General features: G+C 68.6%; 20 protein-coding genes. 5 read left to right on the forward strand and 15 right to left on the reverse strand.

Annotated features, from left to right (window positions below):
• Positions 1–384 precede the first annotated feature (384 nt).
• Positions 385–1,533: an NADH-quinone oxidoreductase subunit D gene (locus tag ACH34S_RS38815; RefSeq protein ID WP_395957915.1), complete on the forward strand. Its 1,149-nt coding sequence runs from the start codon at positions 385–387 to the stop codon at positions 1,531–1,533.
• A 32-nt stretch (positions 1,534–1,565) separates the two neighbouring features.
• Here the strand turns inward: ACH34S_RS38815 and ACH34S_RS38820 are convergent, their stop codons facing one another.
• From ACH34S_RS38820 to dacB, 11 genes are all read right to left on the reverse strand, one after another.
• On the reverse strand, positions 1,566–2,075 hold the full coding sequence (locus ACH34S_RS38820; RefSeq protein ID WP_395957916.1) for a DUF3180 domain-containing protein: 510 nt from the start codon (positions 2,073–2,075) through the stop codon (positions 1,566–1,568).
• Positions 2,072–2,659 (reverse strand): 2-amino-4-hydroxy-6-hydroxymethyldihydropteridine diphosphokinase, encoded by a 588-nt coding sequence (gene folK, locus ACH34S_RS38825; RefSeq protein WP_395957917.1) that lies wholly within the window; start codon positions 2,657–2,659, stop codon positions 2,072–2,074. Before folK ends, ACH34S_RS38820 begins: the two co-directional genes overlap by 4 nt.
• Entirely contained in the window at positions 2,656–3,021 is a 366-nt protein-coding gene (gene folB, locus ACH34S_RS38830; RefSeq protein ID WP_132178698.1) for a dihydroneopterin aldolase, read from the reverse strand. Before folB ends, folK begins: the two co-directional genes overlap by 4 nt.
• Complete coding sequence (locus ACH34S_RS38835) at positions 3,018–3,455, reverse strand: nuclear transport factor 2 family protein (protein ID WP_395957918.1); 438 nt, start codon at positions 3,453–3,455, stop codon at positions 3,018–3,020. The genes folB and ACH34S_RS38835 overlap by 4 nt, the downstream gene beginning before the upstream one ends.
• The gene (gene folP / locus ACH34S_RS38840; protein ID WP_395957919.1) at positions 3,452–4,375 is read right to left on the reverse strand and encodes a dihydropteroate synthase; all 924 of its coding nucleotides are present in this window, start codon (positions 4,373–4,375) and stop codon (positions 3,452–3,454) included. The genes ACH34S_RS38835 and folP overlap by 4 nt, the downstream gene beginning before the upstream one ends.
• 220 nt (positions 4,376–4,595) lie before the next feature.
• A complete protein-coding gene (gene folE / locus ACH34S_RS38845; RefSeq protein WP_395958017.1) occupies positions 4,596–5,183 on the reverse strand; it encodes a GTP cyclohydrolase I FolE in 588 nt (195 codons plus the stop codon).
• 128 nt (positions 5,184–5,311) lie between these two features.
• The gene (gene ftsH / locus ACH34S_RS38850) at positions 5,312–7,315 is read right to left on the reverse strand and encodes an ATP-dependent zinc metalloprotease FtsH (protein WP_395957920.1); all 2,004 of its coding nucleotides are present in this window, start codon (positions 7,313–7,315) and stop codon (positions 5,312–5,314) included.
• Positions 7,316–7,662: 347 nt separating this feature from the next.
• Complete coding sequence (gene hpt / locus ACH34S_RS38855; RefSeq protein WP_395957921.1) at positions 7,663–8,223, reverse strand: hypoxanthine phosphoribosyltransferase; 561 nt, start codon at positions 8,221–8,223, stop codon at positions 7,663–7,665.
• A 127-nt stretch (positions 8,224–8,350) separates the two neighbouring features.
• Positions 8,351–9,376 carry a tRNA lysidine(34) synthetase TilS gene (gene tilS, locus ACH34S_RS38860; RefSeq protein ID WP_395957922.1) on the reverse strand — a complete coding sequence of 342 codons (1,026 nt, stop codon included), beginning with the start codon at positions 9,374–9,376 and terminating at the stop codon, positions 8,351–8,353.
• 134 nt (positions 9,377–9,510) lie between these two features.
• A complete protein-coding gene (locus ACH34S_RS38865) occupies positions 9,511–10,620 on the reverse strand; it encodes a zinc-dependent metalloprotease (RefSeq protein ID WP_395958018.1) in 1,110 nt (369 codons plus the stop codon).
• Between the two features lie 165 nt (positions 10,621–10,785).
• Positions 10,786–12,102 carry a D-alanyl-D-alanine carboxypeptidase/D-alanyl-D-alanine-endopeptidase gene (gene dacB, locus ACH34S_RS38870; RefSeq protein ID WP_395957923.1) on the reverse strand — a complete coding sequence of 439 codons (1,317 nt, stop codon included), beginning with the start codon at positions 12,100–12,102 and terminating at the stop codon, positions 10,786–10,788.
• A gap of 219 nt (positions 12,103–12,321) precedes the next feature.
• Here dacB and ACH34S_RS38875 point away from each other — a divergent pair, with 219 nt between their 5' ends.
• Entirely contained in the window at positions 12,322–12,813 is a 492-nt protein-coding gene (locus ACH34S_RS38875) for an inorganic diphosphatase (protein WP_132182143.1), read from the forward strand.
• 199 nt (positions 12,814–13,012) lie between these two features.
• Here ACH34S_RS38875 and ACH34S_RS38880 read toward each other — a convergent pair whose 3' ends face one another.
• Both ACH34S_RS38880 and ACH34S_RS38885 read right to left on the reverse strand, forming a co-directional pair.
• Positions 13,013–14,227, reverse strand: a complete 1,215-nt coding sequence (locus ACH34S_RS38880; protein WP_395957924.1) for an NlpC/P60 family protein — start codon at positions 14,225–14,227, stop codon at positions 13,013–13,015.
• A gap of 175 nt (positions 14,228–14,402) precedes the next feature.
• Positions 14,403–16,244 (reverse strand): hypothetical protein, encoded by a 1,842-nt coding sequence (locus ACH34S_RS38885; RefSeq protein ID WP_395957925.1) that lies wholly within the window; start codon positions 16,242–16,244, stop codon positions 14,403–14,405.
• A 436-nt stretch (positions 16,245–16,680) separates the two neighbouring features.
• On the opposite strand from ACH34S_RS38885, the gene ACH34S_RS38890 reads away from it, so the two are divergent.
• Together ACH34S_RS38890 and ACH34S_RS38895 are read left to right on the forward strand one after the other, a co-directional pair.
• Positions 16,681–17,589 carry a MerR family transcriptional regulator gene (locus ACH34S_RS38890; RefSeq protein ID WP_395957926.1) on the forward strand — a complete coding sequence of 303 codons (909 nt, stop codon included), beginning with the start codon at positions 16,681–16,683 and terminating at the stop codon, positions 17,587–17,589.
• Positions 17,586–19,982, forward strand: coding sequence for a VIT domain-containing protein (locus tag ACH34S_RS38895; RefSeq protein ID WP_395957927.1), 2,397 nt, complete (start codon positions 17,586–17,588; stop codon positions 19,980–19,982). Before ACH34S_RS38890 ends, ACH34S_RS38895 begins: the two co-directional genes overlap by 4 nt.
• 172 nt (positions 19,983–20,154) lie before the next feature.
• Here the strand turns inward: ACH34S_RS38895 and ACH34S_RS38900 are convergent, their stop codons facing one another.
• A complete protein-coding gene (locus ACH34S_RS38900) occupies positions 20,155–21,606 on the reverse strand; it encodes an MFS transporter (protein ID WP_395957928.1) in 1,452 nt (483 codons plus the stop codon).
• Positions 21,607–21,708: 102 nt separating this feature from the next.
• On the opposite strand from ACH34S_RS38900, the gene ACH34S_RS38905 reads away from it, so the two are divergent.
• Entirely contained in the window at positions 21,709–22,089 is a 381-nt protein-coding gene (locus tag ACH34S_RS38905; protein ID WP_395957929.1) for a MarR family winged helix-turn-helix transcriptional regulator, read from the forward strand.
• A gap of 324 nt (positions 22,090–22,413) precedes the next feature.
• Here the strand turns inward: ACH34S_RS38905 and ACH34S_RS38910 are convergent, their stop codons facing one another.
• Positions 22,414–22,614: a hypothetical protein gene (locus tag ACH34S_RS38910; protein ID WP_395957930.1), complete on the reverse strand. Its 201-nt coding sequence runs from the start codon at positions 22,612–22,614 to the stop codon at positions 22,414–22,416.
• Positions 22,615–22,712 lie beyond the last annotated feature (98 nt).

The following is a 22,712-nucleotide window of genomic DNA, read 5'->3' on the forward strand; positions in this document are numbered from 1 at the left end:
CCCACGCCACCCACCGGAATCGCCCAGAGGACGGCGCTGAGAAGCCTGTGCAAGGCATGGCGTTTCGAGATGGGGGACCAATGCAGGCCGCCGCCTGCCGCAAACGCCTGGTCCGCGCTGTAGACGGGCTGCCCGGACGGCCGATTCCGGTCCGGCGAGTAGTGCGCCGGTACCTGGCCCTGACCGGGAGGGCCCGGCGGTTGACTGCCGTGTCCTGGGCCGGAAGGCGTGGGCGGATGCGCCGCGCCCTGGGCTCCAGAGTTCGCGGCGGGCTCGAATGGCGGTTCGCCGTGGCTCGCGTTCATTGCCTCCTAGTCAATCGGATAACGAGTACCGCTCGCCATGCGACCATGAAGCGGTGACCGGAGCGGCGGAGACGCGACCATGACCACCGAACGGATCGTCGGTATCGGTGCGGGCGCCAAGGAGCTCGCCACCGAGGACATGACTTTGAACATCGGCCCCCAGCACCCGTCCACGCACGGTGTGCTCCGGCTGAGGCTGACCTTGGACGGCGAACGCATCTCGGCGGCCGAGCCCATCGTCGGCTACATGCACCGGGGAGCGGAGAAGCTCTTCGAGGTGCGGGACTTCCGGCAGATCGTCGTGCTGGCCAACCGGCACGACTGGCTGTCGGCGTTCTCCAGCGAACTCGGTGTCGTCCTGGCCGCCGAGCGCATGCTGGGCATGGAGGTCCCGGCCCGTGCCGTCTGGGCGAGGACGCTCCTCGCAGAGCTCAATCGCATCCTCAACCATCTGATGTTCCTCGGCTCGTACCCGCTAGAAGTGGGTGCCATCACCCCGATCTTCTACGCGTTCCGTGAGCGTGAGACGTTGCAGCGGGTAATGGAGGAAATCTCCGGTGGGCGCATGCACTACATGTTCAACCGTGTCGGTGGGCTGAAAGAGGAGCTTCCGGCCGGTTGGACGGCGCGCGCGCGGAAAGCGGTGTCCGAAGTCCGGGGCCGTATGAGCGACATCGACGACCTCATCATGGGCAACGAGATCTTCCGGGCCCGGACGAGAGGCGTTGGAGTGCTCACGCAGGAGCAGATCCTGCAGTACGGGGTGTCCGGGCCCATCGCACGCGCGTCCGGCCTGGACTTCGACCTGCGCCGCGACGAACCGTACCTCGCCTACGGGGACCTGGACGTCCGCGTCGTCACCCGGTCGGAGGGCGACTGCCTGGCCCGGTTCGAATGCCTGCTGGACCAGGTGCACGCCTCCCTCGACCTCGCGGACGCGTGCCTCGACCGCCTGGCCGAGCTCCCGCCCGGCCCCATCAATCAGCGGCTCCCGAAGGTTCTGAAAGTTCCGGAGGGTCACATCTATGCCTGGACGGAGAATCCGCTGGGCATCAACGGCTACTACCTGGTGTCGCGTGGCGAGAAGACACCGTGGCGCTTGAAACTGCGTTCTGCGTCGTTCAACAACATCCAGGTCCTGAAGGAGCTACTGCCCGGCAACCTGGTCGCGGACATGATCGCCATTCTCGGCTCGATGTTCTTCGTCGTGGGCGACATCGACAAATGACGGGCCCGGGGCCCTGCGACGACCGGACTGGGTCAGGCGCGGGACGCTCCACGGTTGCGTTCCTCTTCGTCCGGGTCCTTGGGCACGCGGCAGGCGTACTCCAGGAAGAATGCGGCGGCGACCAGGACCGCCGCGGCGAGGAACGTCCCGCCGCTGACGAAGAAGTCCTGCCGTGGCGTCGCCTTGTCGAGCGACGAGGCGAGGCTGGCGGCGAACCCGGCGAAGATGCCCGCTATGACCGCGGCGGAGTGCGCGCTGGCCTTGCCCAGGGCGGCGAGCCGCGCGACCGCCATCGGTTCCAGCGGTTTGGGCGAGGTCTTGCGGCGCTCTTCTGGCCGGCGTGCGGCGTCTGGCCTGCGGCGGAGACGGCGTAGCACGTTCAGGCCTGTGAAGGCCTCACCGAGCGCCAGCAGCAGCAGGGTGGGGACCGCCGTCCACGGCAGCGGCGGCAGCGACAGATAGGCGGAACGCAACACCGCCCAGGTGATCACCGCTATGACGACCACGAGGGCGACGAGGAACAGAGGGCGGGACGGCTTCATGCAGGCTGCTGAAGGGCCAGGTCCTCCCGGCGGCGAACGGTCGAGGGACCACCCTCCGACTGTTTGGCCTGGGCGAGGTCTCCGACGCGGCCATGCCCGGGAAGCAGGACGTCCGGTTCGATGTCGGCCCACGGGACGAGCACGAACGCGCGCTCGTGCGCACGCGGATGCGGAAGCGTCAGATCGGGGTCGGTGGACGAGACGTCCCCGAACACGACGATGTCGATGTCGAGTGTGCGCGGCCCCCAGCGGACCTCGCGTTCCCGCCGCATCGACGTCTCGATGTTCAGCACGCGTTCGAGGAGGTTCTCCGGTGGCAGCCGCGTGTCGGCGATGAGGACGATGTTCAGGAAATCGCCCTGCTCCGGCAGGGTCTCGCCAGGGGGCGCGTACGGGGCGGTCTCGTAGACGGGCGAAAAGGCCACGAAGTTCAGCCCTGGTGCGTCGAACAGCGCGTCCACGGCCTCCTGGATGTTGTCCAGGCGGTCTCCGAGGTTGCTGCCGATCGAGAAGACGACGCGGTGCTCGACCAGCATGTGGCCGCCGGTGGCGGTGCGGTCGGGCATGCGGTCGGACGCTGTCATGGGCGACTCCTCCTGATCTTCACGGCCACGTCCGTGAAGGGGTGCGGCACCGGGGCGCTCGGCTTGTGGACGGTGATCTCCACCTCGGAAACCGTCCCATCTTCCAGACAAATTGTCGCCAACCGGTCTGCCAGTGTTTCGAGCAGGTTGACGGGTTCTCCCTCGACCACGGCGACCAGGCGGCCGGCGAGCGTTCCGTAGTCGACGGTACGTGAAAGGTCGTCCCCGGCGGCGGCTGGGCGGGTGTCGAGACCGAGGACCGCGTCCACCACGAACTCCTGCCCGAGCTCGCGCTCCGCGGGCAGGCATCCGTGCCGTCCGCGCGCTCTGAGGCCGCGCAGCTCGATGCGGTCGAGACTCATTCTTCCTCTGCATCCGCGACGTTGAGGACAGGGGAACCGTGGTGAAGCAGGAGCCTCCACTCACCGTCCGCCCGTACGAACACGTTGGTGGCCACGATGCTTCCCCCTGCGAGGAATCCGGCCTCGGTGTCCTCGTCGGCGGTGAGAACGTTCTCCTTGCACGTCACCACCGCGTGGTCGCCGTAGACGTCGGTTTCCACCTCGGTCAGCACGAACTGGATGTAGGTGGTGTTGGCCATGATGAGCGCCCAGGAGCGCAGCACCTCTTCGCGTCCGCGCAGCATCGTCCAGCCGGGGTGCACGCAGGAGACGGCTTCGGCGTACGGGCCGTCCGCCCACACGTCGGACATGCGGTCGAGGTCACCGGCTTCGAACGCCGCATAGAACTCGGCGTGGACCTCGTCCACGTCGGCGCGGTTCACGGCATGGCTCATGGGCGGCGGCTCCCGTGGTGGGCGCGAACGTCAGCCGCGGCTTGGCCAGGACCGTCTTCGTCAAGGGGACGGGCCGCGCGGATGGCGGCCGCCACACGCACGGCATCCGCGTTCGGGCGGACGCGATGGACCCGCACACACCACGCGCCGGCGGCGGCGACCAGCGACGTGACGGCCACAGTGGCGTCGTCGCATTCGAGGAACGGACGGGGAGTCCCATCGGGCTCGGCCAGAAGCCTGGTGAGGAAGTTCTTGCGGGACGCCCCGACCAGGACGGGATAGCCGAGCGCGGTGAAGGCGTCCAGATGCGAAAGCAACGACCAGTTGTGCCCGGCCACCGGATTCTTACCGAAACCGAGCCCTGGATCGAGCACGATCATCGACGGGTCGACGCCCTCGGCCAGGACGGCGTCGACTCTGCTCAGAAGTTCGTCGCGCACCTCGCGCACCACGTCCTCGTAGACGGCGCGCGACTGCATGTCATGGCTGTGACCACGCCAGTGCATCACGACGTAGGGGACGCCTGCCGCGGCGACGACCTGCGGCATCTGGGGATCGGCCAGGCCACCGCTGACGTCGTTCACCAGCCGTGCGCCCACACCGAGGGCGGCCTCCGCCACTTCGGCGCGCATTGTGTCGACACTGACCGGCACGTTCTCGTTGTTGAGCGCTTCGATGACGGGAACCACGCGACGCAGCTCTTCGTCCCGCGACACGCGCTGCGCCCCGGGCCGGGTGGATTCACCGCCCACGTCGACGATGTCGGCGCCCGCCGCGACGAGGTCCAGCCCGTGAGCGATGGCCTTCTCCGGGTCGAACCAGGCTCCGCCGTCCGAGAACGAATCTGGGGTCACGTTGACCACGCCCATGACGAGGCAGCGCCCTGGTGCGGGCAGCCCCGGAACGGCGGCAATGGTCATGCACCCAACCCTATGCCTTGAACTCGCCCGGCCGGGGCGCGCCTCCGCTCGCCCACCCGGCCGAGCCGAAGCGGCGGCCCGGCCCGTCCGCCGCACCTGGCCGGGCGGAGCGGCCGCGCGCTCGCCGCGCCCGGACAGCCGCCCGATGGCACGCGAACGGGCCTCAGCGCAACGCTGAGGCCCGTTCACGCGTTCGATGCTGCTAGGTTTGGGCGGACGGTCAATAGCGCCCGAGAATCAAGCTCATCGCCTCGGAGCGCGTCTCGGCATGATCGCGGAAGTCGCCGCGAACCGCCGACGTCACCGTCTTCGCGCCCGGCTTCCGCACCCCGCGCATCGTCATGCACAGGTGCTCGGCCTCGATCACCACGATCGCGCCGCGCGGCTCCAGCACGCTCATCAGCGCGTCGGCGACCTGGCTGGTCAACCGCTCCTGCACCTGCGGGCGCCGCGCATACACGTCAACCAGGCGCGCCAGTTTCGACAGTCCGGTGATCTGGCCCTTCTTGTTGGGCGTGTACCCGACGTGGGCCACCCCGTGGAAGGGCACCAGGTGGTGCTCGCAAACGGAGTACACCTCGATGTCCTTCACCAGGACCATCTCTTCGTGGTCGGCGTCGAACACCGTCGTCAGCGCGTCCTCCGGCTGCTGCCTCAGGCCCGCGAACTGTTCGGCGTACGCGCGCGCGACCCTGGCCGGAGTCTCGCGGAGCCCGTCGCGGTTAGGGTCCTCACCGATGCCGATGAGGATCTCCCGAACGGCCTTCTCGATCCGGGCATGGTCGAACCCTGGCGGCTCCTCCAGGATCCGTGCCTCGCCTTCGACGAACGCGCGGCCGGCCTCACGCGCGGCCTTCGCCGTCTTGCCGGAGGACGGTGTCCCGTCCTCCGGCTCCACGTGCGCCGATCCTTCGTCCTGCGAATGAGCCAACGCGGTCAGCTTTCGCCCTGGGCCGGGTCGGCGACCTCAGAGGTGACGCCGCCCTGGCCGTTGTTCTTGGTCAGCTCGGTGACGTCCTGCGGGCCGAGCAGAGCCAGTTCCTTGGGCGTCATGATCGGCGGACGGTCCGACGGGAGCCGCTTGCCGTAACCGGTGTAGGAGTTCTGGTGCGGCCGCTTCTGGATGGGCTCGAAGATTCGCAGCACCATCTCCTTGGAGAGGGTCTCCTTCTCCATGAGGTTGACGACGAGCTCGTCCAGGACGTCCCGGTACTCCACGAGGATCTCCCACGCGGTGTCGTGCGCGGCCTCGATGTAGCGGCGGACCTCGTCATCGATCGCGGACGCGATGTCCTCGGAGTAGTCGCGCTCGTGCCCCATGTCGCGGCCCAGGAACACTTCACCCTGGCCAGAGCCGAACTTGCGCGCGCCCAGACGCTCGCTCATGCCGTACTCGGTCACCATGTTGCGGGCGATCGAGCTCGCCTTCTCGATGTCGTTGGCGGCACCGGTCGTCGGCTCGTGGAAGACCAGTTCCTCTGCGGTGCGCCCGCCGAGCAACATGGCGAGCTGGTCGTTCATCTCTGAACGGGTCGTGAGGAACTTGTCCTCCATGGGGAGGGTCATGGTGTAGCCCAGGGCCCGTCCACGCGGAAGGATCGTCACCTTGTGCACGGGGTCGGAGTTCGGCAGCGCGTGCGCCACCAGAGCGTGCCCGCCCTCGTGATAGGCGATGATCTTCTTTTCCTTCTCCGACATCACGCGGGTCTTGCGCTCCGGCCCGGCCATGACGCGGTCGATGGACTCCTCCAGGGTGTCCATGTCGATCAGCTTGCGGTCGAAGCGCGCGGTGAGCAGCGCCGCCTCGTTGATCACGTTGGCCAGGTCAGCGCCGGTGAAGCCCGGGGTGCGGCGCGCGATGATGTCCAGCTCGACGTCCGGGGCGAACGGCTTGCCGCGGCCGTGCACGCGCAGGATGCCCTTGCGGCCCTCCAGGTCAGGACGGTCCACGGTGACCTGGCGGTCGAACCGGCCGGGACGCAGCAGCGCCGGGTCGAGGATGTCGGGACGGTTCGTCGCGGCGATCAGGATCACGCCGCCCTTGACGTCGAACCCGTCCATCTCGACCAGCAGCTGGTTCAGGGTCTGCTCACGCTCGTCGTGACCGCCGCCCAGGCCCGCACCACGGTGCCGGCCGACGGCGTCGATCTCGTCGATGAAGATGATCGAGGGCGCGTTGGTCTTGGCCTGCTCGAACAGGTCGCGGACGCGGGAGGCACCCACACCGACGAACATCTCGACGAAGTCCGAGCCGGAGATCGAGTAGAAGGGGACACCGGCTTCACCGGCCACCGCACGCGCGAGCAGCGTCTTACCGGTACCGGGCGGGCCGTACAGAAGCACGCCCTTAGGGATTTTGGCGCCGATCGATTGGAACTTCGCCGGGTTCTGCAGGAAGTCCTTGATCTCTTCCAGCTCTTCCAGGGCCTCGTCGGCCCCGGCCACGTCGGCGAAGGTGGTCTTCGGGGTGTCCTTGGTGATGAGCTTGGCCTTGGACTTGCCGAAGTTCATCACCCGCGAGCCGCCGCCCTGCATCTGGTTCATGATGAACAGGAAGATCAGCACGATGACGACGATCGGCAGCAGGCTGAACAGCAAGTTCAGGAAGAAGCTCTGCTTCGGCACGTCGACGTTGTAACCACCGGACAGCTTGCCCGCGTCGGCCTGCTTCTGCAGCTGCTCCTGCAGGCGAAGGCCCTGGCCGTCGACCCAGGAGGCCTGCTGCTGCTTGCCATTGGTGAGCGTCAGCTCGATCCGCTGGTCCTTGTCAATGATCTTCGCGGACTTGACCTGACCCGCGTTGATCTCCTGGACCACCTTGGAGGTGTCGACCTTCTCGTAGGAACGGCCGGGGTTGACGCCCCACATGACGAGGGCGACCAAGAGGCCGAACAGCAGGATCCACAGCAGCGGCCCGCGAAAGTAGCGCTTCACGTCCATTTATCCGGTTACCCCTCCGGGGCCCCGTCCCTCCTGCTCAACGTCTGTGTACGATCCTCGTCCGTCCTGGGGGACGGACGCCGGGGCGACCAACAATGCGTCCCACGAGCGGCCCGACGCCCGGGGGCTCCGGAACCGCCGTGGCGGCTTCCCTCGTGTGGCTCCCCGACCCGAGGGTCCGGGACAACGACGGTACACCGCAGGATGCAGCAGACGCAGCCGACGCCGTTCTCCTGCATCCCATCCATATACCCGTCAACGACCTTTGCAACGATTCGTCACGGTCCCTTTGTTCCCTGAGGCCGCCCCAAGGCCCCCGCGACGTGCTAAGGCCCGCCGCGGACGCGCTAGGCGCCACCGCCGTACACGTGCGGGGCGAGCGTTCCGACGAACGGCAGGTTCCGATACTTCTCCGAGTAGTCGAGCCCATAGCCGATGACGAACTCGTTCGGGATGTCGAACCCCACGTACCGGACCTCGACCTCGGTCTTGACCGCCTCGGGCTTGCGCAGAAGCGCGCAGATCTCCAGCGACGCGGGGTCGCGCGAGCGCAGGTTGCTCACGAGCCAGGACAGGGTCAGGCCCGAGTCGACGATGTCCTCCACGATCAGGACGTGCCGGTCGAGGATGTCGGTGTCGAGGTCCTTGAGGATGCGCACGACGCCTGACGACTTCGTGCCCGACCCGTACGACGACACGGCCATCCAGTCCATCGAGGCGGGCGAGTGCAGTGCCCGCGCCAGATCGGCCATGATCATGACGGCGCCCTTGAGGACTCCGACGAGGAGCAGGTCCCTGCCCGCGTAGTCGGCGTCGATCTGCCCGGCGAGCTCCTGCACCTTGGCCTGCAGGTCGGCCTCCGGGATGAGCACCTTCGCCAGGTCCGTGCCCAGGTCCTTCTCGTCCACAAACCCCACCCTCATCGCTCAGACCTCGCCCGTCCGGTGGGACGGACATCACCGCGCGCCGTTTTCGCCGTTCACGCAGCGGGCGCGCCATGCGAGGCTCGTGTGACGATCCGCACACGGCGCGATGTCAAACCGGGCCGAACAGCAGCTTCCCATACCGCCGAACGGCTCGAAGCCCCCCGGGCAGATCCACGTGCCGCTGGCCGTGCCAGGCCGTGACCAGCCGATCGACTGCATCGACATGGACGGCCGCGAGCGTACCCGGTGGACTTCCCGCCTTGACCGCCGCCACCCGCATTACACGAGTACGAACGGCTCTGGGAAGTTCTTCGAGCCCTTCCAGGCGGAGCGCCACGGTGTAGCCGTCCTCCGGGGCCTCCAGGTCGTCGTAGGCCTGGGTGGCGAGTTCGTCGAGAGCGTCAGCGTCAGCGCGCAGCATCTTCGCCGTGCGGGCCAGGGCTTCGGTCACACCTGGGCCGAGAGCCTTCTCCAGTGCCGGCAGAGCCTCGTGGCGTACGCGCACGCGCGTGTAGGCGGGATCAACGTTGTGGGGGTCGTCCCAGGGTTCGAGGCCCATCGCCTCGCATGCCCTGCGGGTGGTGGCACGGTCAAGGTCAAGAAGGGGTCTCAGATAGCGGACGCTCCGCTCCCCCTGGCCCTGGCCTGTGGCGACATGGCGATTGAACGCGGCCGGCATGCCGGACAGCGATCGGGCCCCGGAACCACGCGCCAACCCCAGCAGGACGGTCTCGGCCTGGTCGTCCTGCGTATGCCCAAGGAGAACGGCCGCTGCGCCCAGCCGGCCGGCGGCCTCGTCGAGCGCTCTGTAGCGGGCGTCGCGAGCCGCGTTCTCCGGTCCGCCCGGCCCATCGACGGTGACCGCGATCGATCCGGACGGGTCCAGGCCAAGGTCAGCCATGGTTCGGACGACGCCGTCCGCACGCTCTGCGGAACCGTCCTGTAGGCCGTGGTCGATCGTGACACCGGCGGCCGGGCGTCCCGCCCTGGGCGCTTCAAAGGCCAGTGCCGCGGCGAGTGCCAGGGAGTCGGCACCGCCGCTGCACGCGGCGACCACCAGCGCGCCCTGGGGAAGATCGGCCAGAGCGCGCCGCACCGCGAGACGTACCGCCGCCACCGCCGGATCAGGGCCCATGAGAAACCTCTACCACCACGCGGCGTTCTGCGCGCGGCGGCGCTCACAGCCGCTCCCGGGTCAGCGCCTAGGCCGGGGCGTCGCTCTCGTACGGTCGGGCTGCGTCTCGTAGGGTCGGGCTGCGTCTCGTAAGGTCAGGCCTCGTTGGCCTTAGGCGGCACGTCGAGGGCGCGTGGGCCGACGACGCGGTCCATCCACAGGGCCGGCTCCTTGATCTCGTCGTGCGTGGGCAGCGTCTCTGGTGACTGCCACACCTGGTTGAACCCGCTCATGCCGACCTCGGTGACGACCCGCCGGACGAACCGCGAACCCTCCGCGTACTGCTTCATCTTCAGGTCGATGCCGAGCAGGCGCCGGATCGTCTTGTCGAGTTTCGAGCCGCCGTCACGCCGTCCCTGGAAGCGTGACCGGATCTGCTGTACGGACGGCACGACTTCCGGGCCGACGGCGTCCATCACGTAGTCGCCATGCCCTTCGACCAGTGTCATCACCGCGGTGAGACGGTCGAGGATGGCGCGTTGCTCCGGGCTCTGGATCGCGTCGATGAGGTTGGCGTCGCCACCGCGCACGGCGTCCGCGACCGCTTCGGCGGCGTCGCGGATGCGGTCCAGCATCACGCCCGGGTCAAGGTCGGACGCGAGAAGGAACTGGGTCATCTGGTCCTGCACGTACTCGCGCAGCCACGGGACCCCGGTGAACTGGGCGCGGTGCGTCTCTTCGTGCAGGCACACCCATAGGCGGAAGTCATGCGCCTCAACACCGAGTTCCTGCTCCACCTGCACGATGTTGGGTGCGACCAGGGTCAGCCGTCCTGTCGGCGCACGCCCGGACGGGTCGGGCGGCAGGAACAGCTCGTACTGGCCGAGGACACGGCTGGCCATGTAGGCGAGGATCGCGCCGACCTGCATCCCTGTGACGCGAGAGCCCACGGCTTGGACGACGACGTTGCCCGCACCACCGAGCGGCCCTGGCCCGCGCCGCTCGGACATCTGCTCCATCAGGGGTTCGAGCACCACACGGAAGCCGTCGACGTTCGCCCGGATCCAGCCGGGCCTGTCCACGACGGTCGCGGGATCCGGATCGAGTTCGGAGGCCATGCCCGTGAAGTCCCGGACATGCCCGTGGGCGATCTTCGACAGCGCGCGCAGCTCCGCCACGACCTCGCGGGCCTCGGCGTGGCTGACCTGCGGTCCCGGCCTGACGAGGCGGGTCCCGGCCTGGACCGCCACGTTCCAGTCGATCATTGAGGCGCTCATGTACTCCACCGTACGTTTCGGACACGGCGCCGGAGCGCCCCTGCACAGTCGTTCAACGAACAACCGTTCTGGTTATCTCCCGTACGGCCTGGCCCACACACCACCCCAAACCGCCAGGTGTCCGTAAGAGCAGCCAGATGTCCGATTGAGCGGTCAGCCACAGCCGCAGGCCGCGATCGCCGCCGCGAGCTGGTCCAGCTTTCCCGGATCGACCGGGCCCTTACCGTCTCCCGCCATGAAGGCGAAGGCGAGCAGCCCGCCGTCGGCGTCGTACGCAAGCCCGGCGAGCGTGCTGACCCCCGCCAGCGTGCCCGTCTTGGCGCGCACCATGCCCGCGCCTGCGCGGCTGGCCGCGCCGGTGTAACGCGGCGGGCTCAGCGTCCCCGAGAAGCCGGCGATCGGCATGCCGGTGACGAAAGAACGGAGCTCCGGGTTCTCCTCACCTGCGGCGATCGCGACGAGACGTGCCAGTGCGATGGGCGTGATTCGGTTCCGCGTAGACAAACCGCTGCCGTCGTTGACCGAAACCCCCTGCGCGATGCCCAGCTGGGCGAGGACGCGCTGGACGGCCTGCGCGGCGTCCGCGAACGTCGCGGGCAGGCCCAGCTTCATGGCGACCTGCCTGGCCACAGCCTCGGCCACGTCGTTGTCGCTGTCGGTCAGCAAATGCTCCACGAGCGCGGACATCGGCGGTGACTGGACCGCGCCGAGCCGCGCCGCCCCCTTCTGCGCGACGGTGCTACGACCCACCTTCGCGCTGACCCCGTACCTGGAAAGCAACCGGGCGAACTGCTTGACGGCAGAGGCCGCCGGATCGGAGACCCTCGTCTTCCTGGACGGGTCAGACGGAGCCACCCGGCCTTCGTCAACCGCTAGTGCGGTGACGGGAGCGACCTCCCCGTCAGGCACGTAGTTGGGTTTCCACCCCGCTGCTGTACGCGGGCCCTTGTAGGCGGACGTGTCGTAGTCAACGCGCACCCGTCCTACACCCGATGCCTTCAGCGCGGTGGCCGTCTGCCTGGCCAGGTCGGAGAGGGACGCATAGGGCGGATGGCCCGCGTCGGGGCGCGGAGGGAGGGCCGTCAATGTCGGGTCTCCGCCGCCGACCAGTACTATCCCGCCACCGGCACCCTGCACGACCTGCGTGGTGATCCTGTGCGCGGGCCCCACCGAGGCCAGTGCGGCCACCGACGTGACCAGTTTCGTGGTCGATGCCGGTGTCGCCGGCCGGTCGGCGCGCCACTCGAACAGTGGCCGCCCGGTCGCCACATCGATGACCACGGCGTTTATCTTCGCGCGCGGGCCGCCGATCAGCGCGGAGAGCCGCCCGGCCAGGACGGACGCGTTCGGCGGCCGTCCGTCCGCGGGATCGGCCGCGGGAAGCGCCGCGGACACGGGCGCCCGCACGAGGTCGCGAGAGGCCACGCTGGGCGGCTGCGGGGTCAGCCGCCGGTCAGGTGTGAGTTTCACCACTGCCGACCCGGCGGCGATGGCGAAAACGTTAAGGAGGCACAGCGACAGGACTGCGAGGGCACGGGCCCGTCCAGGCACGTGACCGCCCCTCTCCCACTCAGCACTCACCAACGTGCGACATCCTTATATAAGGGAAACACTCACCTGTGGGGACGGCCTCGCCCACGGGCTCCCGAAAGACTATTCACTGCGCGCGCGCAGGGAGCGGAGGACATCTTGGATTTCGACGTCACCATTGAGATCCCGAAGGGCCAGCGGAACAAGTACGAGGTTGACCACGAGACCGGGCGCATCCGGCTCGACCGCATGCTGTTCACCTCGACGCAGTATCCGGCCGACTACGGGTTCATCGAGCACACCCTCGGTGAGGACGGCGACCCCCTGGACGCGCTGGTGCTGCTGCAGGAGCCGACGTTCCCGGGCTGCCTCATCCGCTGCCGCGCGGTGGGCATGTTCCGGATGACCGACGAGGCCGGTGGTGACGACAAGGTCCTCTGCGTCCCCGCGACCGACCCCCGCATGGAGCACCTGCGCGACATCCACCACGTCGCCGAGTTCGACCGCCTGGAGATCCAGCACTTCTTCGAGGTCTACAAGGACCTGGAGCCCGGCAAGTCCGTCGAGGGCGCGAGCTGGGTGGGACGCGTCGAGGCCGAGCAGGAGATCGAGCGTTCCCTCAAGCGCGCGGCGGATCAGGGCGGCCACTGAACGTCGCCCTCAGCGGCCGACATGCCGCCTGGCGGCCTCCTGGGCCGAACCGGCTGCGCCAAGCCGGACGTGGTCAACGGTGCCGAATCCGCTCCCGCGCCGATGTGACACCGCGAAGAACCCTTCCGCATGGAGTCCCTGCGGAAGGGTTCTCGTCTTCGCGCCGGACGTGTGCTGATGTGTGCTGCTGTGCGCGGCCTTAGAGGGCGGGACGCGTCGCACCGATGAGGTCGTCTCGGTGGACGCTGGATATGCGCACCCGCGCACCGGTGTAAGGCGCCTCGACCATCCGCCCCCTGCCGACGTAGATGCCCACATGGTGAATGGTGCCGGGATCGGACGTGTCGGTCGCGAAGAAGACGAGGTCACCGGGGCGCATCTCGTTGAGGGGTACATGGGGCCCGGACGTCCACTGCGTGCCCGTCCAGTGGACGAGCCGTACACCGGCCTTGTGCCACGCGTACATCGCCAAGCCGGAGCAGTCGAAACCGATGGTTCTCGCCCCCTGCGCCACGCCGTAGCTCGGTCCGGCCACGGTGCCGCCGCCCCACGAGTAGGGGGTGCCGAGCCATTTCAGTGCTGCTCGCACCACGACTGCGCCCCGTGCCGCCGCGGGCAGGTCCCCGACGGGTCGTTTCGAACCTATGAATTCGGAACGAATCTTGTGCGATTCGACCTTTTCGAGTGCCCGTTCCCGCGCGCGCTTGACCTGGGCTGCGTGTGCCTGTGCGCTCCCAAGCCGACGCTCGAGACGGCGCTTTTCCGCCTCGATGCGCTGCACTGACGCTTGCTGGGTGGCAACCGCGTCCTGTGCCGCCTGCCTGGCCTCGTCGGCCCGTTTCGCCGCCGTGCTTTGCTCGGCGAATGCCGCCTGTGCCTGGCGGCGGAAAACGTCGGCGACGTTCCTGGCCGCCTCGACCCGTTCGACCATCGCGGCTCGTTGTTCAGCGAGCAACTCGACCGTCGCGGCACGATCCATGGAGCCCTGGGGGCCACCGCTGCCGGTAAGAGCCAGTGGCATTTGGTTGTAGCCGGTGTTGTAGCGGTAGGCCTGCGCGGCGAATGCGGCCAGTTCCGCCCGCTTCTCCTCTAGCCTTCGGTCGGCCTCGGCCACTCGCACCTGAGTGTCCTTGTACGCCTGCTGCGACCACTGCAGTTTGAGCCGCTCGCCGTTGTATTGCTCAATGGCGGCCTCTGCGGCGACCGCGAGCCGGTCCAGTTCGCCGTCCGCCCGGGCGAGCATGGCCTTGGTCCGTCCTACCTCGGCGGCCCTTTTCCTGACGCGGTCCTGGCTTCGTTCAACGTCGCGGGCGCTGGGGCCTGGGTCGGCAGCGGCGGGACGGGTAAACGCGGCCGACGACTGCATGCTCATACCGAGCGCAAGACTCGCGGAGAAGGCGATCAGCGGCAGCACCGCACCGCGGAGGGAGGACGCACCGCGGAAGGGCGACGGGATCGCGCGACGGGTCTTTGTTGCGCCAGGTGCCATGCGCACGTCCTCCCCCTGGCGTGCACTGCTTAGCGCAAACAATCTCCTACGAGGAGTAGTTGACTCGGGCAATGACAGGTACGTCCGCCCACGCCGCCGATCAGGTACTGGGCGTCGTGCCCGTACTGGGAGCGGTAGACCTGGTCGGCGAGGACGGCTCCGTTGACGGAGGCGGGTCCGGCGACGGATCCGATCCGCCGCCGGACGGAGGCGGCCCAGAAGGCGACGGCTCTGGGGACGACGGCGGCTTGGACGATGGAGGGTCGGAAGACGGGGGCCGGGACGACGGAGGCTTGGGCCTGGAGGGCGGCGGACTGGTCGGCCGCTGCGTGCCAGGCGGAGTGGACGGTTCTCCAGGGGCGGGACTCGTCGGCGTAGGCGAAGGTGTCGGATCCGGGTTTGGAGCGTCGGGGCGCCAGGTGACGTGCACCTGTTTCCTTCCCGGGAAGAACGTGATGGTGCCGCCGCCACGGGAGCCCGGCTGGCGCGATACGTGCACGCGCACGGTCACGCTTTGACCGGCCCTCAGATATCCCGACATGGGGTCGGCTCGCACAGGTGCGCGGCTGTTCGCCTGCCAGGATACCGGGCCACCTTCCGCGCGCAGCTCGACGGAACCGTCCGCGCCTCCTGCCAGATCCAGGTAGAGCGGGGAGAGCACCAGCGCGCCCTTAGCCCGGGAACCCGTCGAATCGACTGCGGGGCCGGACGGCACCGATGATGCCGGCAGGGCGGTCGGCGGTGCGGACGAGACCCGCGAGCCCAAGGGGAACGTTGCGGACACTGGAATGGAGTCCAGGTGCGTTCCAGCATCCGGACGGTCCGCGGGCGGCCCTCCTAGGCCCGGCTCCCGCGAAGCGCCAGGGAACGCGGTCGGACGCGGACCGGCCGCCATGCCCGTGTCACGTCGCCCAGCGTCGAACAGCCCATAAATGGAAGCGACCCCGCCCCCGGCAAGAAGGGCTATCGCCGTGAGCACCAGGACGACGCGAGTGGCATGGGCGCCAAGGCCAGTCGACTTGGGGGCGCCTCCTCCGGTCAGGGGCGCCTTCGGCCGGACGTCCTTCCTGCGGAAGCGACGAAGCCGGACAAGCCCTCTCGGCCCCGCACCCTTGAGCGGCCCCACCGGCGGTCTGGACTGGACAGGGAACCCGTCGGCGGTGAACTCCGCGACCCGGCTGGCGACGAAGAGTCTGTAGCCGACGAGCTCCGAGTCCATGAAGCAGCTCATGACCCGGTGCCTCAGTTCCGCCGCAAGGTCGGCGTCCGGCAGCAACCCGTACACCTTGGCGGCCGACACCGTGCGCGGACGGAACGCTCCGCAGACGGAGCATTCGTCTGCGTGCCTCATCAGCCGGCCGTTCAGGTCATGGTTGAACGCGCCGCGCCGTTCCCTCAGAAGCCGGGCACGCTGGGAGCAACCGTAGGGCCCCTGATGCGCGAGTATCTCGGCGGTCAGCGCCTCTTCCAACTCGGCGTGCGCGCAATCGAGCGCCGCCTGGGCATCCTTCAGCGGCACGTCGAACACCGCGGCGAGGTCGGGCACGGACAGTTGGTGCCTGACTCTCAGCTCCAGAATCTCCCGCGACATGGGCCGCAGCGCCAGAACCGCCTGCCAGGCCATGATGCGCTGGTCGACGTCCTCCTGGTCGTGGCTGGCCACCGGCACGTCCGGTGCCTGGTCCCTCGACGGCATCCGCCGCGCGCACTCCAGCCTTGCGATGGCGTAGAGCCACGGCCCGAACCGGTCCGGGTCGCGCAACTTGCCGATGTGCGCCTCGGCCACGATGAACGTGTCGCGGAGCGCCACCTGTGCGGCATCCCTGCAACGCAACTGGAACCAGCAGTAGGCGTAGAGGCGGTCGGCATGGGCGTCGTACACCGCGGCGGGGGCGTCGGCGTCTCGCTCACGCAGAGCCTCGACCAGGAGATGGTCGTCCATGGCACAGAAGGTAAGGGCTGCCGTCAGTATTCAGCGACTATTTCAAGAGATCAATCACTGATACTGAACTTCATTCCCCCGCTTCGCTCCCTCTTTTCCGAACTGTCGCAGAAGTGGAGTTCATGGCGCTTTGCCCAAACTTATGGATACACAGTCGATCATTGGACGACCAGGCTGTTATGTCGGAGAGAGACGGAGCTACTACACAGAGCGAAGGGTAGAGAAATCCACAACCATTCCGAACAAACTTGACCGTCCGCAATTGATCACGAGAGCCCACGCACCCTTCGGAACGGCACTCCCATTTGCCGCCACCAGACGCCCAAACCAACCAACAACACCCCCACGCCACCGATCGGGGCAGCGCACACGACTCCCGGAGTTGATCTTGAAATTAACTTGACACTGTAATCGCGACAGTGTCATCATCGGACTCATGGACGGCAACTGGACGATCACCGAGCTGGCGGAGCATGCCGCCGCGGCCCTCGCCGCGGACGGGTCCGCACAGGTCAGCGGCCGGGTGCGCGATCTTCCCAACGAGCGGCTGATCCGCTGGTACACCACGATCGGCCTGGTCGACCCGCCTCTCGGCCGCCGTGGCCGCACCGCCCTGTACGGCCCACGCCATCTCCTGCAGCTGGTCGCGGTGAAACGCCGTCAGGCCATCGGCCGCTCGATCGCCGAGATCCAGATCGAGCTCGCCGCCGCAACCGACGCGACCCTCGAACGAATCGCCGCTCTTCCACCCCACCCGGCCCCGGCCTCCGTCCCCACCCCGAACCCCGCGCCCGCCTCGCCGGGCGGCCGCCGTGCCGATCCCCCGGGCGCCGCCGCCACCGGTGCGGCAGATCCCGCCACTGCCGCGGAGCGTGACCTCGCCGCGGAACCTGACGCCGCCGCCCCCGCACGCCGCCCGGCCGGTTTCACCACCGCTTCGACAGCCTCTCCAGGCGCAGAAACCGCAACGTCCAGGAACTCCACGGACGAGCCGACGAACCACGCCGCCGCCTCAGAAAGCCCAATAAACCGGGAGGAGACAACAACCGACCATCACGAGAAGACCTCCCGCAGAACCTTCTGGAACACGCGTCCCGACGTCTACTACGGACCGGCGACCGTGGCCGACGACTACGGCACACCTCTTCCACCGGTCATCCAGGGGGTCCGGCTCGCGTCCGGTGTCACCCTCCTCCTGGACGTCCCCGTCCTGAACGGCGATGACCTCGCCGCCATCGAGAACGCCGCGCGGCCGCTGCTCGACGCGCTGCACCGGCGCGGTCTTCTCGTCCCCGCAGAAAGCCCCGCGTCCCCGTCCGCCGACCCTTCCCGGAGGTCCCAGTGACCGTGCGCATACTGCCGTTGCCCGAGACCGCGCCACCGGAGCCCGAGCACGGGCTGGGCGCGCTCACCACCGACAAGGGCAACCTGCCGCTCGACTCCGTCGACGTGCACGCGTCGATCAACGGGCTCGCCGCCGGCATCGAAGTCGTCCAGGGTTTCCGCAACCCGTACGACACGCCACTGGAAGCCACCTACGTCTTCCCGCTGCCCGACCGCGGCGCCGTCACCGCCATGCGGATGGAGGCCGCCGACCGGGTCATCGAAGGGACCCTGAAAGAGCGCGGCCAAGCCCGGCAGGACTACGACACCGCGATCGCCGCCGGTCAGCGCGCCGCCATCGCGGAAGAAGACCGTCCGGACGTCTTCACCATGCGGGTCGGCAACATCCTGCCGAGCGAACGCGTGACGATCAGGCTCGCCCTCGACCAACCGTTGCCGCACGAGTCATCGTCCAGCGCGACGTTCCGCTTCCCGCTTGTCGTCGCGCCCCGCTACATCCCGGGGACGCCGTTGGAGGGCGAGCGGGCCGGGCCAGGAGTCGCCGACGACACCGACGCCGTGCCGGACGCCTCCCGAATCAGCCCGCCCGTCCTGCTGCCGGGCTTCCCCAACCCGGTCCGGCTTGCCGTCACCGTCGACATCGACCCCGCAGGGCTGCCACTGACCCAGATCCGCTCGGCGCTGCACGTGGTGGCCGAGGAGGGCGATGCCGGGCGCACCACGGTGCGGCTGCAACCGGGCGAACGCCTCGACCGCGACTTCATCCTCCGGCTCGACTTCGCCGCGCACGAGAGCGCGGCCCTCACCCTGATCCGGGACGAATCCGGCGAAGAGGGAACGTTCCGCCTCACCGTGCTCCCCTCGGGGGCGACGCGGCCGAGCCCTCGTGACGTCGTGCTCGTCCTCGACCGTTCCGGCAGCATGCAGGGCTGGAAGATGGTCGCCGCCCGCCGCGCCGCCGCCCGCATCGTCGACACGCTCCGCAGCGAGGACCGGTTCGCCGTCCTGTCCTTCGACACTGTCATCGAACGCCCCCGCGACCTCGGCACCGGGCTGGTGGACGGCACCGACCGCAACCGGTTCCGCGCAGTCGAACACCTGTCGGCACTGAGCGCGCGCGGCGGCACCGAGATGCTGGCCCCGCTCGACGAAGGGTGCCGCCTGCTCGGTGACTCCGTCCGCGACCGGGTGCTCGTCCTGATCACCGACGGCCAGGTCGGCAACGAAGACCAGCTCCTCGCCCACCTCGAACCCCGGCTGTCAGGCGTCCGCGTCCACGCCGTCGGCATCGACCAGGCGGTCAACGCGGGCTTCCTGAACCGGCTCGCCGCCATCGGCCAGGGGCGCTGCGAGCTGGTCGAGTCCGAAGACCGCCTGGACGAGGCGATGGAGCACATCCATCACCGGATCGCCGCGCCGCTGGCGACCGGGCTCTCGCTCCACCCCGAGGGCCTGGAGATCATCCCCGGCACCGTGGCGCCGGGCCGGCTGGGCGCGCTGTTCCCCGATGTGCCGCTGGTGATCGCGGGCCGTTTCCGCGGCGCCGCGTCGGGCTCGCTGACCGTCCGCGGGACCGCGTCCGGTGGAAGCGCCTGGGAGCAGCGGGCCACGGGCACCGTCACCAAGAACCCGGCAGCCACGTCCATCTGGGCCCGCGCGCACCTGCGCGACCTCGAAGACCGCTACACGGCTCGCGGCCCCGACGACCTGGAGCAACGCATCGTGGACACATCACTCCGCTTCGGTGTCCTGTGCCGTTTCACCGCGTTCGTGGCCGTGGACAGCCGGGTCGTCACCGACGGCGACGCCCCGCACCAGGTCGTCCAGCCAGTGGAGACGCCCCGAGGCTGGGCGGCACCGACGCCCGCACCCCCGCCGAGCGCGATGCGTGCCGCCGCCTTCTCGTCAGCCGCCCCGCAATCCCTCTCGGCGGGCGCCCCCGCCCCCCTCCCGGCTCCGGGATCCCCACCTCCGTTCGGATATGGCGCGGCCCCGCCCGCGCGAGGCACCAGTCGCCCCCTCGACCGGCAATCGACCGCAGGCGGAAGCCCGCCGTCACGACGCCGCGCTCGCCCGGCATCCGCCGCCATCGGGTTCCAGCAGGAACTCGGCAACGTGCTCGATCGCCTCCGCCAGGTTGCCGACACGCATGATCAACGCGTCCACCACCTGCTGAGCGAACTCCTCCCCACCCTCGAGTCGATCATCCAACGAATGGAGGCACAGCAACTCGACACCTCGTCCCTGACCTCGCTACGTGACGACCTCCGCCGCCTGCACCCCACGTCGGACGAGACCACCGTCAACGACCTGTGGACCCGCGCACTCCAGGTCCTCAGCGACTTCACGGGAAAGCCGACACCCCGTCGCCCCTTCTGGAAGCGCAACACCTAGGACGTGTCTAGAAGCGCCTCGGCCATGCGTAGGCATCCACCTCCACCCAATCCAGCGACCCCGAAGCAGACGGAGGTGACACCTGCAGGCGTCCGGCCGGGCATGGCGGCAACCTGACCATGGGTGCGGGGACGCACTCTGAGTGAGTGCGTCCCCGCGTCCTGCGACAGAGTCAGGCGTGCTTGGGGCGGTAGCGGCGCAGCAGCGGCACCAGGTTCAGCGCCAAGCCGACCACGGCGACGGCACCGACCAGATTGACGCCCGGGTGGAACTCGCCGAAGCCATCGCCGCCGGCGGCTGTCCCACCCGCGACCAGAGCGGTGACCACGGCCAGGACCAGGGCAGCACCGACCTGTCCCGACGTCTGGACGAGTCCGGACGCCAGCCCCTGCTCGGAGTCGTCGATCCCGTCCGTCGCCTGCCCCATGATCGAGCTGAACCCGAACGCGAACCCGCCGCCCAGCAGGAGCATCGTCGGCAGGATCGTGACCAGGTAGTGCGGGGCGTTCCCGGCCGTGGCCAGGAACCATCCGTAACCGAGGGTCAGGGACGTCATGGAGCTGATGATCAGGCGAGGCGTCCCGTACCGGTCGATGAGACGGCCGACGAACGGGGAGCCGAAGGCCACGACGAGTCCGGCCGGCAGCAATGCCATGGCCATCTTCAGCGGCGACCAGCGCAGGACGTCCTGCAGGTAGAGCGTCATCATGAACTGGAAGCTCAGGTACGAACCGAAGAGCGCGACGATGCTCAGATTGGCCCGGACGATCGATCCGATCCGCAGGATGCCGAGCCGGATCAGCGGGTGCCGCACCTTCTTCTCAGTGACAAAGAAGGCGGCCAGAAGTGCCGTCGCCAGGGCGACCGAGCCCAGCGTGAGCGGGTCCAGCCAGCCCCGTTCGGGCGCGGAGACGACGGTGTAAACGGCGAGCAGCATGCCACCGGTGAGTGTCACGGCGCCGACGATGTCGTGGCCGCCGCCGGCCGCCGGCTTGTCCCGCGGGATCAGCGCAAGGCCCGCGACGAGGGCAATGAGGGCGAGGGGCACGGGCGTCAAGAACGTCCAGCGCCATCCGAAGCTCGTCAGGAGGCCACCGAGGATCAGGCCGGACGAGTATCCGCTGGCGCCGAACACCGAGAAGACCGACAGCGCACGGTTGCGTGCGGGCCCTTCGTGGAACGTGGTCGTCAAGATGGACAGGGCGGTCGGCGCGGTGAACGCGGCGGCGAGACCCTTGACGAAACGGGTGGCGATCAACAACGTACCGTCGTTCACCAGGCCGCCTACCAGCGAGGCGACGGCGAAAACGGCCAGCGCGGTGAGGAACACCTTCCGGCGGCCGAGCAGATCGGCGGTGCGTCCGCCCAACAGGAGCAACCCGCCGTAACCAAGGACGTAACCGTTCACGATCCACTGCAGCGATGTGGTCGAAAGGCCCAGCTCGGCACCGATGGACGGCAGCGCGACGCCCACCATCGAGACATCGAGGCCGTCCAGGAACAACACGGCGCACAGGACGGCGAGGACTCCCCACAGCCGGGGAGTCCAGGTCTGTTCGGCCGGTGCGCTCTCGGTGGCCGGCGCACCGACGGTGGAGGCAGGTGAGGTGTCAGTGATAGTCACGTCGAAGGACGGTACATGCGCATGCATCAAATGTCCACGCACTAAATTCTGCAGAATTTAATTCGGATGCATCAGATGCGCGCGCATGCTAGGATCCGCGACATGAAAGCGGAGGCTGCACTCGTCGACCGGTGGCGCGAGCTGGCGACCTGCTACAACACGGTGGCCTGCGCCCTCGACCGCGCTCTCCAGGACGCCCACGGCCTCAGCATGAGCGAGTACGAAACGCTCGACCGCCTCGTTGACGCAAACTGTGAGAAGCGCCGCATGCAGGAGATCGCCGCGGCCATGTACCTCAGTCAGAGCGCCCTCTCACGCACGGTCGCCCGCCTGGAGAAGCACGGATACGTACAACGCGGCCTCTGCGAAGCCGACCGTCGCGGTGTCTTCGTCGAGATCACCGACGCGGGCCGGCGATGCCACGCCGAGGCCCGCGAAACGCACCTGAAGATCCTCGCCAAGCACCTGACACCGGTGTCCTGACGGCGTTCAAACTCCCGGACTCCTGGCGCACAGCCACCCACCTGCCGTTCCACCACGGCCCACACCTGAGAGCAGCTCACTTCGCTGCACCGCTCGAACACCCCGGCCGCGACGCCCCCGACGCAAGCAATCCCACCCGGCCTGGACATCACCCGCTGGCGGGGGTGCGCCAGACGACTGTGACGAAGCTGGACGAGCAGCGCGCTTACTTGCCCAGGACGCAAGAAGGCCCAGATCAGCGACGCACGGTCGTCACCACACAAGGCGCATCGCGCGCGCCGCCCCAGGCCGGGCTCCAGCTCACGATCTGCGGCACAGCTCGTGTCAGCTTGGTTCGACAGTGCCGCCCCCTTCAAAAGCGCCCCATTCGTCGAGGCGCTGCACACCGGAGAAGGTCGTGTGGTTGAAGGCGGCGGTGTGGAGGTGGCAGTGGGCCAGGGTGAAGTCGGTGAGGGTGGCGCCCGTCAGGTCGAGGGAGATGTTGTCCCAGGGGACGTCGGCGGTGGGCTGTAGGTGGGTGTGCAAGAGGCGTTGTGCGGTGAGGCGAACCTGGTGCTCTTCGTGCGAGTCGGGCGCGGGCGGCCCGTCGGTTGAGGGGCGGGTTGGGCGGCGCGGTAGCGGGC

It is taken from the genome of Actinomadura sp. 3N508 (genome assembly GCF_044326375.1).
In the GTDB taxonomy this organism is placed as follows: Bacteria; Actinomycetota; Actinomycetes; order Streptosporangiales; family Streptosporangiaceae; genus Spirillospora.

Excerpts from the sequence above, each read along its gene's own strand:
- ACH34S_RS38815 (WP_395957915.1), top strand. The coding sequence starts at position 385 with ATGACCACCGAACGGATCGTCGGTATCGGTGCGGGCGCCAAGGAGCTC.
- tilS (WP_395957922.1), bottom strand. The coding sequence starts at position 9,376 with ATGGGCCCTGATCCGGCGGTGGCGGCGGTACGTCTCGCGGTGCGGCGC.
- folB (WP_132178698.1), bottom strand. The coding sequence starts at position 3,021 with ATGAGTCTCGACCGCATCGAGCTGCGCGGCCTCAGAGCGCGCGGACGG.
- ACH34S_RS38905 (WP_395957929.1), top strand. The coding sequence starts at position 21,709 with ATGAAAGCGGAGGCTGCACTCGTCGACCGGTGGCGCGAGCTGGCGACC.
- folP (WP_395957919.1), bottom strand. The coding sequence starts at position 4,375 with ATGACCATTGCCGCCGTTCCGGGGCTGCCCGCACCAGGGCGCTGCCTC.
- ACH34S_RS38865 (WP_395958018.1), bottom strand. The coding sequence starts at position 10,620 with ATGATCGACTGGAACGTGGCGGTCCAGGCCGGGACCCGCCTCGTCAGG.
- ftsH (WP_395957920.1), bottom strand. The coding sequence starts at position 7,315 with ATGGACGTGAAGCGCTACTTTCGCGGGCCGCTGCTGTGGATCCTGCTG.
- ACH34S_RS38835 (WP_395957918.1), bottom strand. The coding sequence starts at position 3,455 with ATGAGCCATGCCGTGAACCGCGCCGACGTGGACGAGGTCCACGCCGAG.
- ACH34S_RS38885 (WP_395957925.1), bottom strand. The coding sequence starts at position 16,244 with ATGGACGACCATCTCCTGGTCGAGGCTCTGCGTGAGCGAGACGCCGAC.
- ACH34S_RS38820 (WP_395957916.1), bottom strand. The coding sequence starts at position 2,075 with ATGAAGCCGTCCCGCCCTCTGTTCCTCGTCGCCCTCGTGGTCGTCATA.
- ACH34S_RS38890 (WP_395957926.1), top strand. The coding sequence starts at position 16,681 with ATGGACGGCAACTGGACGATCACCGAGCTGGCGGAGCATGCCGCCGCG.
- folK (WP_395957917.1), bottom strand. The coding sequence starts at position 2,659 with ATGACAGCGTCCGACCGCATGCCCGACCGCACCGCCACCGGCGGCCAC.